This window comes from Streptomyces sp. NBC_00576, from assembly GCF_036345175.1.
GTDB lineage: Bacteria > Actinomycetota > Actinomycetes > Streptomycetales > Streptomycetaceae > Streptomyces.
Genome location: NZ_CP107780.1, coordinates 106333 through 121957 on the forward strand (window position 1 = coordinate 106333; position 15625 = coordinate 121957).

Sequence of the window (15625 nt, forward strand, 5' to 3'; positions counted from 1 at the left end):
CCTTGCGGTCGAGCTTGCCGTTCGTCGTGAGCGGGAAGCCGTCCAGCTCCACGATCGCCGAGGGAACCATGTACTGCGGCAGCCGCTCGGTGGCGTATGCGCGGACGGTGACGCCGAGGACCTCGCCCCGTTCGGCGGGCACCAGATAGGCGACCAGGCGCTTGTCCCCGGGCACGTCCTCCCGCACCACGACAACCGCCTGGGCCACCGCCGGATGGGCACCCAGGACGGCCTCCACCTCCCCCGGCTCCACCCGGAACCCACGGATCTTCACCTGCCCGTCGGCACGCCCGACGAACACCAACCGGCCTTCCGCATCCCAGCGCACCAAGTCACCCGTGCGGTACATCCGTTCACCGGCCACACCGAACGGGCAGGCCACGAACCGCTCACCGGTCAGCCCCGGCCGGCCGAGATAACCCCGCGCGACACCAACCCCGGCGACATACAGCTCCCCGGCCACACCCACCGGCACCGGACTGAGCCCGCCATCCAGGACATACGCCCGCATGTTGTCCAACGGCCGCCCGATCGGCAGCACCCCGTCCACCCGACCGGCATCCCCGACCCCGTACTGAGTGGCACACAAGGTCACCTCGGTCGGCCCGTACAACTGCCGCACCATCACACCAGGACTGGCCTCCAGCACCCGACGCACCGACTCCGCCGGCACCACATCCCCACCCGTCAACACCTCACCCACACCCGCAAAACAACCCGGATCCTGATCCGCCAGCACCCGCAGCAATCCGGCCGTCACATGCACATGCGACAGCTCGTGATCGGCGACCAGACGGCGCATCACCACCGCATCCACCCGCTCGTCCGGCGCGACGACAACCGTCGCGCCGGACAGCAGCGGGACCCACAACTCATACGACGAGGCATCAAAGGCATGCGGCGCGTGGAACAACACCCGCGACGGAGCACCCCAACAGCGATCCGTGGCCAGCGCCACGACATCCCGGTGCGTCACCACCACACCCTTCGGCACACCCGTCGAACCGGACGTGTACATCACATACGCGGCCGCATCAGGCTCCACAGTGGGCAGCGCCACCTCCGCCGCCTGCGCAACCCCATCGACCCACACCACACCCAGGTCCGTCGTCCGGACGAACTCATGCCCAGCCGCATCCCCATGCGTGACAACCCACCGCACACCGGCGTCCTCGACCACCCCACGCATCCGCGCCACCGGCCAACCCACATCCAGCGGCAGATACACACCACCGGCCTTCAACACGGCGAGCAGGGCCACCACCAGGTCCACCGACCGCTCCATGACCACGGCGACGACCGACTCCTGCCCCACGCCCGACGCGACCAGCACCCGCGCCAACTCATCGGCCCGCACCTCCAGTTCCGCATAGTCGAGCCGGACGCCATCGGACCGCACCGCGAGGGCACCGGGATCGGCCGCCGTCAGCCGGGCGAACGCCTCGGGCACGGAGATGTCCGGCAGGGGCACCGACGTGTCGTTCCACTCCGTGAGCAACCGTCGGCGTTCCTCCGGGCCGAGCACATCGACCTCGGTGATCCGGGTGGCGGGTTCTGCGCCCATCGTCCGCACTACCCGCACCAGTCGATCCGCCAGCCGTTCGGCGGTGTCCTGGTCGAACAGGTCGGCGGAGGCCATGAGCGAGCCGTTGATCCCCGCCGGATCGCCGGCCTCGTCGAAGGTCTCGGCGAGGCTCAGGTCGAGGTCGAACTCGAGCGCCGTGACGTCGGTGCCCAGTGCGCCGGTCCGCAGGCCGGGCAGGGCCACCTCCGGCGCTCCCGCGACCCGGCCGGTGTTCTGCAGGGTCATCATCACCTGGAACAGCGGATGACGTGCGAGGGACCGGGCCGGGGCCAGTTCCTCGACCAGTTTCTCGAACGGCACGTCCTGGTGTGTGAACGCCGCCAGGGACGTCTCGCGCACCCGCTCCAGCACCTCGGTGAGGCTGGGGTCACCGGAGAGGTCGGTGCGCATGACGAGGGTGTTCACGAAGAACCCGACCAGGTCCTCCAACGCGCGATCGGTACGGCCCGCCACCGCCACGCCGATGGGGATGTCCGTGCCGGCCCCCAGGCGCGACAACGTCACCGCCAGCGCGGCCTGGAGCACCATGAACACCGTCACACCCTCGGCCCGTGCCACCTCCAGCAGTCGCCGGTGCAGTTCGGCAGGGATCTCCACCCTGGCGAGCCGCCCGAGGCGTGAGGTCTCCGCAGGGCGGGGCCGGTCGACCGGCAGGTCCAGTTCTTCGGGTGCGCCCGCCAGGGTGTTCCGCCAGTGCGCGACCTGACGCGACAGCAGGCTCTCCGGATCCTCCTCGTCACCCAGCAGCTCTCGTTGCCACAACGCGTAGTCGGCGTACTGCACCGGCAGCGGAGCCCAGACCGGGGCCTCGCCCTCCAACCGCGCCGCGTACGCCGCCGACACGTCGTGCGCCAGCGGTTCCATCGACCAGCCGTCGGCCGCGATGTGGTGCACGACCAGCACCAGCACGTGCTCGTCCGGCGCCACCGCGAACAACGCCGCGCGCAGCGGGGCCTCGACGGCGAGATCGAACGCGTACCCGGCGGCCTGCGCCACCCGGTCGGCCACGTCCTCGGCGGACACCTGGACGACGTCCAGGGCGAACGCCGTCTCCTCCAGCGACAGCACCTGTTGGAACGGGTCTCCCTCGACCGTCCGGAACACGGTGCGCAACACCTCATGGCGCTGGATCACGTCGCGCAGTGCCGCCGTGAGGGCCTCTCGGTTCAGCGTCCCGGCCAGGCGCAGTGCCAGCGGGATGTTGTACGTCGGGCTGGGCCCCTCCAGTTGTCCCAGGAACCACAGGCGCTGCTGGGCGAACGACAGCGGAACCCGTTCCGGCCGTTCCCGAGCCGCCAGCGCCGCCCGGCCGGGCGCGGCCTGGACCGACCACGCCGCCAGTTCCGCCGGTGTGCGGGCCTCGAACAGCGCCCGCAGCGGCACTTCCAAACCCAGCACCGCACGGATCCGGCTCACCAACCGCATGGCCAGCAGCGAGTGCCCGCCGAGCAGGAAGAAGTCGTCGTCCACTCCGACCGTGGGCAGTCCCAGAGCCTCAGCGAACACTTGGCACAGCAGCTCTTCCCGGGCGTTCGCGGGCGTCCGACCCACGCCGGCGGTGTACTGCGGCACAGGCAGAGCTCTGCGGTCGAGCTTGCCGTTGACCGTCAGTGGCAGAGCGTCCAGCTCCACCAACGCCGACGGCAGCATGTACTGCGGCAGCCGCCCGAGGGCATACTCCCGGACCACACCCTCGAGAGCCGCACCCACCTCGTGCGGCACCAGATAGGCGACCAGGCGCTTGTCCCCGGGCACGTCCTCCCGCACCACGACAACCGCCTGGGCCACCGCCGGATGGGCACCCAGGACGGCCTCCACCTCCCCCGGCTCCACCCGGAACCCACGGATCTTCACCTGCCCGTCGGCACGCCCGACGAACACCAACCGGCCTTCCGCATCCCAGCGCACCAAGTCACCCGTGCGGTACATCCGTTCACCGGCCACACCGAACGGGCAGGCCACGAACCGCTCACCGGTCAGCCCCGGCCGGCCGAGATAACCCCGCGCGACACCAACCCCGGCGACATACAGCTCCCCGGCCACACCCACCGGCACCGGACTGAGCCCGCCATCCAGGACATACGCCCGCATGTTGTCCAACGGCCGCCCGATCGGCAGCACCCCGTCCACCCGACCGGCATCCCCGACCCCGTACTGAGTGGCACACAAGGTCACCTCGGTCGGCCCGTACAACTGCCGCACCATCACACCAGGACTGGCCTCCAGCACCCGACGCACCGACTCCGCCGGCACCACATCCCCACCCGTCAACACCTCACCCACACCCGCAAAACAACCCGGATCCTGATCCGCCAGCACCCGCAGCAATCCGGCCGTCACATGCACATGCGACAGCTCGTGATCGGCGACCAGACGGCGCATCACCACCGCATCCACCCGCTCGTCCGGCGCGACGACAACCGTCGCGCCGGACAGCAGCGGGACCCACAACTCATACGACGAGGCATCAAAGGCATGCGGCGCGTGGAACAACACCCGCGACGGAGCACCCCAACAGCGATCCGTGGCCAGCGCCACGACATCCCGGTGCGTCACCACCACACCCTTCGGCACACCCGTCGAACCGGACGTGTACATCACATACGCGGCCGCCGTTTGCGCCACGACCGGAAGGGGGCCCTCGTCCGATCCCTCATCCACAGACACCTCAGCGACACCGAGGCCGTGTCCGGCCGACGTCTCGCTCACCACGACCAGGTGGGCGCCCGCGTCCTCGATCACGGAACGCATCCGCGCCACCGGCCATGTCACATCCAGCGGCAGATAGGCGCCACCGGCCTTCAACACGGCGAGCAGGGCCACCACCAGGTCCACCGAGCGTTCCATCAGCACGGCGACGACCGACTCCTGCCCGACCCCGGAAGCCACCAGGGCGCGGGCCAGCCGGTCCGAACGCACGTCGAGATCCCGGTAGGTGAGTTCCACGCCGTCCCCCACGACGGCCACCGCGTCCGGATCCGCCGCCACGCGGGCGGCGAAGGCCTGGGGCACCGGCACTTCCGGCGCGGGTGCCGCCGTGTCGTTCCATCCCGCCAGGATCCGTGTGAGCTCGGCCGGGCCGAGCACGTCAATCGCTGTCAGGGGGGTGTCCGGAGCGTGTTCCAGGGCCGTCGACAGGCCCTCCAGACAGGTGAGCAGCAGCGTGCCCGCCCCCGAGGGATCGACCGGGGCGACGGCCTCCACTTCCACCTCGAAGTCTGTGCCGTCATCGTCGACGGACACGACCACCGGGTAGTTCGAGTACTCCCGGTGCATCACGACGCTCACGCCGTCGAGGCCGGCGCCGGGATGCCGCTCGGCGGGCAGGTTGTGCCGGTAGTTGAACAGCGAGGTGAACAGCGGGCTGGAGCCGGGCACCTCGCTGGCCCGCTGTGCCAGGGCGAGCGAGGCATGTTCGTGGACCATCAGCTGAGCGAGCTGGTGGCGCATGTCCGTGAGGACGTCGGCCGCGCTCTTGGCGGCCAGACGCAGCCGCACCGGCAGGGTGTTGATGAAGAGGCCCGGAGCACGGTCGGCGCCGGCGCCGGCGTTCATCCGTCCGAACAGGATCGTACCGAACACGACGTCGTCGCGGCCCGACAGTGTGCCGAGCACCCGTGCCCACGCCACGTGGAACAGCGTCGCCGGGCTCACGCCGAGCGACCGCGCCAGGTTCCGGACTCGCCGGGTCAGGGCCTCGTCCATCCGCAGCCGGACCTGTGCGGCATCCGTGCCGTCACCGTAGACGTCCATGAGGCCGTACGGGGCCGTGGTCTGGGTGACGTCGCCCAGCAGGTCGGTGAAGTAGCGCTCGTGCTCCTCCCGCGAAACCCCGAACCGTGCCCGGGCCACGAACTCGCGGAACGGCACTGGCGCGGGCAGCCGCTCCCCCTGCCCGTTCATGAACGCGCGGACCTCGTCGAGCACCACGTCGAAGGTGGTGTGGTCCTGGACCAGGTGGTGGATGCGCAGCAGCACCATCCATCCGCCGTCCGAGGCCGCCGTCACACGCACCCGCAGCAACGGCGCTCGTGTCACGTCGATGGCGGACTCGCCCGCCGACAGAAGCTGATCGGCGGCCTCGGGTCCGTCGGGGTCGAGGGCGATCTCCTCGACCGGCAGATCGGCATGGCGTACGACCACCTGCACCGGTTCGCGCAACCCTTCCCACAGGATCGCGGTGCGGTAGATGTCGTTCCGGTCCACCATCTGCTGCAGCGCCGCGAGGAAGTCCTCAAGTCTCTGCCGGGAGGCGATGGTGAGCATGATCGGTGTCGCGTAGACGTCCGTGCCGTCCCGGTCGGCCAACAGGTGGTGGAAGAAGATGCCTTCCTGCAGCGGCGCCAGCGGATACACGTCCTGGATGTTGGGCACGCCCCCCGGAACGGCCACCACCACGCGGGCCAGCTCCTCATCGGTCAGCTCGACGAGGGGGAGCATCTCCGGTGTGATCTCTGTGGCGTTGTCGGGGATCCGGCCGGGCGGCACCTCGACCCGGTCGGGCCCGGCCACCGCGGCCAGGCGGGCCGGGGTCGCGGACGCGAACAGGGCCCGCACCGAGACCGACACGCCGCGTTGCCGCAGCCACTCCACCAGGGACACCGCCAGGAGCGAGTGCCCGCCGAGGGCGAAGAAGTCGTCGTCGACCCCGACCACCGGCAGCCCCAGCACCTCGGCGAACGCCTGGCACAGCAGCTCTTCCTGAGCCGTGACCGGGGCGCGTCCGGCACCCGCGCCGGCGTGGTCCGGCTCCGGCAGCGCCCTGCGGTCCAGCTTGCCGTTGACCGTCAAGGGCAGGGTCTCGAGCTCCACGAACGCCGAGGGCACCATGTACGACGGCAACCGCTCCACCGCGAACCCGCGCACCGCGTCCAGGACACCGTCGCAGCCGTCGGCGGGCACGACGTAGCCGATCAACCGCGTTCCGCCCAGGGCGTCGTCGCGCGCGATCACCGCGGCCTGGACCACGTCCGGGTGCGCCGCCAGCACGGCCGACACCTCACCCGGCTCGATCCGGAACCCACGGATCTTCACCTGCTCATCCGCACGCCCCGCGAACACCAGCCGACCGTCCGCAGCCCACCGGGCCCGGTCACCCGACCGGTACATCCGGCCCCCCGCCACACCGAACGGACACCCGACGAACCGCTCACCGGTCAGCCCCGGGCGGCCCATGTAGCCCCGCGCGACCTGCGCCCCGGCCACATACAACTCACCGGTCACGCCCACCGGGACCGGCCGCAGCCACTCATCCAGCACATACACCGACAGCCCCGGCAGACCCCGCCCGATCACACTGCCGTCCGTGCTCTCGTCCGGCCCGAGATCGTGGTGCGTGACATGCACCGTGGTCTCGGTGATGCCGTACATGTTCACCAGCCGGGGCCCGGCCCCGCCCAACCGCTCCCACCAGCCGGCCAGCCGCGCCGGCTCCAGCGCCTCACCGCCGAACACCACCACCCGCAGGTCGTGCAGCGCACCGGCACGGTGCGACTGAGCCTCCATCAGCTGGTAGAACGCCGAAGGCGTCTGACTCAGCACCGTCACCCGCTCGCGCTCCAACAGCTCCGCGAACTCCCCCGGCGACCGCGACACCTCGAACGGCACCACCACCACCCGCCCGCCATGCAGCAACGCACCCCACAACTCCCAAACGGAGAAGTCGAAAGCCAGCGAGTGGAACCAGCTCCACACATCACCCGCACCGAAGTCCAGCACCTCCCGGGCAGCGGCGAACAACGCCACCACGTTCCGGTGCGGCACCAGCACACCCTTGGGCCGTCCGGTGGAGCCCGACGTGTAGATCACATACGCCGGGTGGGACGGCAGCAACGGAGCAAGCCGGTCCACGTCCGACACCGGACCCTCGTCATAACCGTCGACCTCCGCAAGGAACTCCGGACTGTCCACCACCAACACCGACCCGGCATCCTCGATCACCGACCGGATCCGCTCAACCGGCTGCCCCGGATCGATCGGCAAGTACGCACCACCCGCCTTCAGCACCGCCAGAACCGCCACCACCAACTCCGGCGACCGCTCCAACACCAAAGCCACCACCGACTCCGGACCCACCCCCGACACGACCAGCTTCCGCGCCAGACGATTCGCCCACGCATCCACCTCGCCGTAACTCAGCCGGCTGTCAGTGCCCACCAACGCGATCGCGTCCGGCGTCCGTAACGCCTGGGCCGCGAACAGATCCGGCACCACTCCGTCCGGCACCGGGGCGGCCATGTCGCCGCTCCGGGACAGCAGTTCGGCGTACTCGGCGTCCAGGACGTCGATCGCGTGGAGGGGGGCGTCCGGGGAGTCCGCCAGCGCCTCGACCAGGTTCCCCAGGCAGGTGTGCAGCAGCCCGCACACCTCCGTCGGATCGACCTGCGCCACAGCCTCGACGACCAGTTCGAAGCCGGTCGCGCTCTGGTCCACCGAAACGGTGAGGGGGTAGTTGGTGTGATCGTGAACGGAAAGTACCTCTACTCCGTCCAGCTCCGCCTGGCCGGCGTCCGAGGCCTTGACGTGCCGATAGTTGAAGAGCGAGGTGAACAGCGGTCCGCCATCGGACAGGCCGGCGGCCCTCTGCGCCAGCGCCAGTGACGCGTGTTCGTGCACGAGCAGTTCCGCGAGCTGGCCGCGCAGTCCGGTCAGCGCCTCGCCCACACTGTGTTCGGCCAGGTTCACGCGCACCGGAAGGGTGTTGATGAACAGACCCGTCACCCGGTCCGCGGCCTCGCCGGAGTTCATCCGTCCGAACATCACCGTGCCGAACACGACGTCTCCACGGCCGGAGAGGGTTCCGAGCACGCGCGCCCATGCCAGGTGAAACACCGTCGCCGGGCTGACGCCCAGCGAACGCGCCACCTCCCACACGCGGCGGGCCAGGTCGCCGTCGACGGGCAGCCGGCCCGCCTGTGCCGCACCGCCGTCGCCGAGCACGTCCATGAGGCCGTAGGGCGCGGTGGACTCGGTGACGTCTCCGAGGAGTTCGGCGAAGTACCGCTCGTGTTCCTCGCGCGGCATCCCCAGCCGTGCCTGTGCCACGAACTCACGGAACGGCACCGGCACGGGCAGCCGGTCGGCCTGCCCGGTCATGAACACCCGCACCTCGTCGAGCAACACGTCCGATGCCGTGTGATCCTGCACCAGGTGGTGGATGCGCACGAGCGCCAGCCACCGTTCGGTGTCCGGCTCGGCCGCGACGCACACGTCCATCAGCGGAGCACGGCCGATGTCCATCCAGCCACCACCCGCCCCGAGCAGCCGCTCCGCCGAGTCCTCGGTGACCGGCAGCTCCGCGTGGCGTACCACCACCTGGACAGGCTGCGGCAGTCCCTCCCACACGATCGCCGTGCGGTACACGTCGTTGCGGTCCACGACCTGCCGCAGCGCGAGGAGGAACGCGTCGAGGCGGCTGCGCGAGTCGAACCGCAGCGTCGTCGGCGTCACATAGACGTCGGTGCCGTCGCGGTCCGCCATCAGGTGATGGAAGAAGATGCCCTCCTGGAGGGGCGCGAGCGGATACACGTCCTGGATGTTGGGCATGCCTCCGGGCACCGCCGCCGCCACGCGTTCGATCTCGGCCTCGGTCAGCTGGACCAGCGGCAGCATCTCCGGCGTGATCTCTTGCGCGTCCCGCGGAATCAGGTGGGGTGGCACCACCACCGACTCCGGCGTCGCGGCCGACGCCAGTCCTGCGGGCGTCGGGGTCGCGAACAACGCCCGCACCGAGACCGATACCCCCCGCTGCCGCAGCCGCTCCACCAGGGAGACGACGAGCAGCGAGTGCCCGCCCAGGGCGAAGAAGTCGTCATCGACCCCGACCCGATCCAGGCCCAGGACGTCCGCGAACGCGGCACAGATGGTCTCCTCGCGTACGTCGGCCGGGGCCCGGCCCGTGCCGGCGGACGTCGTGTACGCCGGCACGGGCAGCGCCTTGCGGTCCAGCTTGGCGTTCGGCGTCAGCGGGAACGCGTCGAGCACCACCACCGCCGACGGCACCATGTGCGACGGCAGGCGCTGCGCCGCTAGCCCACGCACCCCATCAGGCAGCTCGGCGGCGTTCACGCCTTCGGCAGGGATCACATAGCCGATCAGCCGGAGGTCTCCGGGTACGTCCTCCCGCACGACGACCGCGGCCTGCTCCACGCCCGGATGGGCCGCCAGCACGGCCTCGATCTCACCCGGCTCGATCCGGAACCCGCGGATCTTCACCTGATCATCCGCACGCCCGGCGAACACCAGCTCCCCGTCGGCGTTCCACCGCACCCTGTCGCCGGTGCGGTACATCCGCCGCCCCGGCTCGAACGGGCATGCCACGAACCGTTCGGCGGTCAGGCCCGCGCGTCCCAGGTAACCGCGTGCCAAGCCCGTACCCGTCACGTACAACTCGCCCAGCACACCCATCGGAACGGGCCGCAACGCGTCGTCGAGCACATGGACGCGGGTGTTGGCGATGGGACGGCCGATGGGCACCGCAGCGGCCGTTTCCAGATCGGGACGGCACCGCCACACGGCTGCGTTCACCGTTGTCTCGGTCGGCCCGTAGCTGTTGAACATCGTCCTTCCGGCCGCCCATCGGGCGACCACCTCGGCCGGAAGCGCCTCCCCGCCCACGTCCAGGACGAAGTCGTCGTCGAGGGCGCCCTCCGGGATCGTGGCCACCACAGCGGGGAGCAACGTCGCGTGCGTGACCCCGGAGTCCGCCAGGAACTCCGCGAACTCGACGCCGAGCCTCCGGTCGGCCGGAACGATCACCAGGGCCGCCCCCGACAGCAGCGCGAGCAGCCACTCCTCGCAGAACATGTCGAACCCGATCGCCGCGAACTGCGCCACCCGGCTCCCCGGCCCCACCCCGAAGCGGTCATGGCTCACCGAGAGATTCACGAATCCCTCGTGCGAGAGGACGACACCCTTCGGCCGTCCCGTCGAGCCCGACGTGTAGATCACGTACGCCGGATGGCCGGGCAACAACGGAGCGATCCGGTCGGCGTCGGACACCGCCGAGTCCGCGTACCCGTCCACGGCCACCCGCATCGCGGCCTCATCCAGCACCAGGACCGGTGCGGCATCCTCGATCATGAACGCCACCCGCTCGGCCGGCTGTTCCGGATCGATCGGCAGATACGCGCCACCGGCCTTCAATACCGCGAGAATCCCCACCAGCAGATCCGGTGAACGCTCCAGCACGAGTGCGACCACCGACTCCGGGCCCACCCCCGAGGCGATCAGATGCCTGGCCCACCGGTTCGAGCGTGCCTCGACCTCGCCGTAGCTCAGCTCCACGCCGGACCCCACCAGCGCCACCGCCTCGGCCACACGCGTGGCCTGCGCGGTGAACAGCGCGGGCACGAGACCGTCCGGTGCGGGCGCGGCCGTGTCGTTGACGTGCCGCAGCAACTCCGTGTACTCGGGGTCGAGGACGTCCACCGCCCCGAGCCGCAGGTCCGGGGTGTCCTCCAACGCCGTGACCAGGTTCGCCACCGAGGTGTGCAGGAGCGTGCACACCCCCATCGGGTCGACCGGTGCCGTCGCCTCCACGATGAACTCGAAGCCGGAGGCGCTCTGGTTGAGAGAAACGTCGAGGGGGTAGTTCGTCGGATCCCTTGTGAGCACGGCATCGATGCCTTCGATCCCGGTGCCTGATCGTTCGACGTCCACCTGAAGGTGACGGTAGTTGAAGATCGAGGTGAACAGGGGACTACCGCCGGGCAGGCCGCTGGCGGCCTGAGCCAGTGTCAGCGGCGCGTGCTCGTGGATCTGCAGCTCGGCGAGCTGTTCGCGCATGTCGGCCAGGGCCTGCCGCACGGTCCGGTCGGCCGAATCGACCCTGACGGGAAGGGTGTTCATGAACAGCCCCGGCACACGGTCGGCCCCGACGCTCGCCCGGCCCAGCAGCACCGTGCCGAACACGACGTCATCACGCCCGGACACCGCCGCCAGAACTCGACCCCACGCGAGGTGGAACACCGTCGCAGGGCTCACCGCGAGCGACCGTGCCACCTTCCGCACACGCACGGCCAGGCCGCTCTCCACGGCCAACCGGCCCTGGGTGACCCCCGTGCCGTCGCCGCGAACGTCGAGCAGTCCGTAGGGGGCGCTGGTCTCCGTCACATCACCCAGCAGTCCGGCGAAGTACTCCCGGTGCGCTTCCTCGGACACACCCAGCCGGGCCTGCGCCACGAAGTCACGGAACGGCACCGGCGCAGGCAGCGCATCGGCCCGCCCCGCCAGCAACAGCTTCACCTCTTCGAGGACCACTTCCAGGGCCGTGTGGTCCTGGACGAGGTGATGCATCCGCACGAGAGCGAGCCATCCGCCACCGCCCGGATCGGCCGCGATGTGCACCCTCAGCAACGGCGCCCGGTCCAACTCCATACGCCCACCGGCGGCCGCCAACAGCTGCCCGACCACGTCACCCGCGCCGGCACCAAGGACCACCTCCGTGACCGGCAACTCAGCCTGCCGCCACACCACCTGAACCGGCTCCGGCAACCCCTCCCACACGATCGCCGTGCGATACACGTCATGCCGGTCCAGCACCCGCTGCAACGCGGTCAGGAAGGAGTCCAAGCGGGCACGCGAGCCCATCCTCAAGACGAAGGGCATGACATAGACGTCGTCACCGTCCTGACCCGCCATCAAGTGATGAAAAAAGATGCCTTCCTGCAACGGCGCCAGCGGATACACGTCCTGCACATTGGCCGCACCCCCCGGCACAGCCGCCACCACCCGGGCGGCCTCCACCTCGGACAGCTCCACCAGCGTCAACATCTCCGGCCGGATCTCAACGGCACCCTCAGGAATGAGATTCGGCGGCACCTCCACCAAATCCAGCCCCGCCACCGCCGCGAGCGCGGCCGGCGTCGGCGTCACGAACAACGCCCGCACCGACACCGACACCCCACGCCGCCGCAACCACTCCACCAACGACACCGCCAACAGCGAATGCCCACCGAGAGCGAAGAAATCGTCGTCGACGCCGACCCTCTCCAGCCCCAGAACATCCGCGAAGGCCGCGCAAATGATCTCCTCGCGCACAGTGGCAGGCGCCCGACCCACGCCGATCGTGTAGTCGGGGGCGGGGAGCGCCTTGCGGTCGAGCTTGCCGTTCGTCGTGAGCGGGAAGCCGTCCAGCTCCACGATCGCCGAGGGAACCATGTACTGCGGCAGCCGCTCGGTGGCGTATGCGCGGACGGTGACGCCGAGGACCTCGCCCCGTTCGGCGGGCACCAGATAGGCGACCAGGCGCTTGTCCCCGGGCACGTCCTCCCGCACCACGACAACCGCCTGGGCCACCGCCGGATGGGCACCCAGGACGGCCTCCACCTCCCCCGGCTCCACCCGGAACCCACGGATCTTCACCTGCCCGTCGGCACGCCCGACGAACACCAACCGGCCTTCCGCATCCCAGCGCACCAAGTCACCCGTGCGGTACATCCGTTCACCGGCCACACCGAACGGGCAGGCCACGAACCGCTCACCGGTCAGCCCCGGCCGGCCGAGATAACCCCGCGCGACACCAACCCCGGCGACATACAGCTCCCCGGCCACACCCACCGGCACCGGACTGAGCCCGCCATCCAGGACATACGCCCGCATGTTGTCCAACGGCCGCCCGATCGGCAGCACCCCGTCCACCCGACCGGCATCCCCGACCCCGTACTGAGTGGCACACAAGGTCACCTCGGTCGGCCCGTACAACTGCCGCACCATCACACCAGGACTGGCCTCCAGCACCCGACGCACCGACTCCGCCGGCACCACATCCCCACCCGTCAACACCTCACCCACACCCGCAAAACAACCCGGATCCTGATCCGCCAGCACCCGCAGCAATCCGGCCGTCACATGCACATGCGACAGCTCGTGATCGGCGACCAGACGGCGCATCACCACCGCATCCACCCGCTCGTCCGGCGCGACGACAACCGTCGCGCCGGACAGCAGCGGGACCCACAACTCATACGACGAGGCATCAAAGGCATGCGGCGCGTGGAACAACACCCGCGACGGAGCACCCCAACAGCGATCCGTGGCCAGCGCCACGACATCCCGGTGCGTCACCACCACACCCTTCGGCACACCCGTCGAACCGGACGTGTACATCACATACGCGGCCGCCGTTTGCGCCACGACCGGAAGGGGGCCCTCGTCCGATCCCTCATCCACAGACACCTCAGCGACACCGAGGCCGTGTCCGGCCGACGTCTCGCTCACCACGACCAGGTGGGCGCCCGCGTCCTCGATCACGGAACGCATCCGCGCCACCGGCCATGTCACATCCAGCGGCAGATAGGCGCCACCGGCCTTCAACACGGCGAGCAGGGCCACCACCAGGTCCACCGAGCGTTCCATCAGCACGGCGACGACCGACTCCTGCCCGACCCCGGAAGCCACCAGGGCGCGGGCCAGCCGGTCCGAACGCACGTCGAGTTCGGCGTACGACATCTCGACTCCGCCGCACACCAGGGCCGACGCGTCCGGATCGGCAGCCACCCGTTCCGCGAACATGTCCGGCAGCGACGCGTCCCGCACCGGCACCGCCGTGTTGTTGAACCCCTCCACCAGCCGGAACAGCTCGTCCGCGCCCAGCACCTCGACCGAGCTGACGCGCATGTCCGGGTCGGCTGCCATCGCCGTCAGGACGCGCACCAGACACCCCGCGATCCACTCGACCGTGCTCGCGTCGAACAGATCTGCCGCACCCGTGACCACGCCGCGTATCCCCGCCGGTGCACCAGCCTCGTCGAAGCCCTCGCCCAGCATCGCCTCCAGGTCGAACTTGGCCGAGGCACGGCCGATCGAGAGCACGTCGCCGCGCAGGCCGTGGACGTCGAGCGTGGTGGTGTCGTCGAGCGGGGCGAGGGCGACCTGGAACAGGGGATGGCGGGCGAGAGAGCGAGCCGGGGCCAGCACCTCGACCAGCCGCTCGAACGGCACGTCCTGATGGCCGAGGGCGCGCACGGCCGTGGTGCGCACACGGTCGATCACCTCGGCGAACGTGGGGTCCCCGGTGAGATCCGCCCGGATCACCAGGGTGTTGACGAAGAATCCGATCAGGTCGTGCAGCGCCTCGTCGGATCGCCCCGCGGTCGGCGTCCCGATCGGGATGTCGTCACCGGCGCCGAGCCGCGACAGCGTCACCGCCAGGCCAGCCTGGAACAGCATCGGCAGAGTGGCGTGGTGGCGGCGGGCCACCGCGGCCAGCGTGGCGTGGGTCCGGGCGGGCATGCCGATCGCGACCGTGTGCCCGCGGTGGGAAGGTTCCGCGGGGCGGGAGCGGTCCGTCGGCAGGGTCAGCTCCTCGGGGGCTCCCTCCAGGGCATCCCGCCAGTAGGCGATCTGACGAGAGAGGACGCTGCCGGGATCGTCCCGGTCGCCGAGGAGTTCTCGCTGCCACAGGGTGTAGTCGGCGTACTGCACCGGCAGCGGGGCCCAGTCCGGGGCCTGCCCCCGGCTGCGGGCGGTGTACGCGGTCGACAGGTCGCGGGTGAACGCGGCGATCGACCAGCCATCGGTCGCGATGTGGTGGACGACTGTCACGAGCACGTGCTCGTCGGGAGCGACGGCGAACAGCCACGCCCGTATCGGGATCTCCGTGGACAGGTCGAACCCGTAGGCGGCCGCACGCGCGACCGCGCCGGGCAGGTCCCCCGCGTCGATCCGGTCCGCCGGCAGGTCGCCGGTTGCCTCGGCGGTCGGCAGGTCCAGGACCGGTTCGTCCCAGCGCAGTTCGTCGAGGGTGTACAGCCCCTGGTGCGCCGGACGGTCGTCGCCGGTCACCTCGACCACGGGCAGTTCCCAGTCCAGGTCCACGACGGGGACGATCTGCTGGTGGGGCTCGCCGTCCGTCTCGGGGAAGACGGTGCGCAGCGCTTCGTGCCGGGTGATGACGTCACGCAGCGCGGAGTCGAGTGCCCGCCGGTCCAGTTGTCCGGTCAGCCGCAGAATCGTGGGACTGTTGTAGGTGGCGCTGGGCCCCTCGATCCGCCACTGCAGCCACAGCCGTCGCTGAGCGAACGACGCGGGAATCATGTG

Annotated in this window: 1 protein-coding gene (cut by a window edge); it reads right to left on the reverse strand. The window is 70.2% G+C overall.

Translation table 11 applies throughout. The features are described 5' to 3' along the window. A protein-coding gene (locus OG734_RS00345; RefSeq protein WP_330285435.1) for a non-ribosomal peptide synthase/polyketide synthase crosses the window boundary here: on the reverse strand, nucleotides 1-15622 show its 5' portion. It extends 5198 nt beyond the left edge of the window; the window shows 15622 of its 20820 coding nt (coding positions 1-15622); the start codon lies at nucleotides 15620-15622; its stop codon lies beyond the left edge, outside the window. Between the last annotated feature and the right edge of the window lie 3 nt (nucleotides 15623-15625).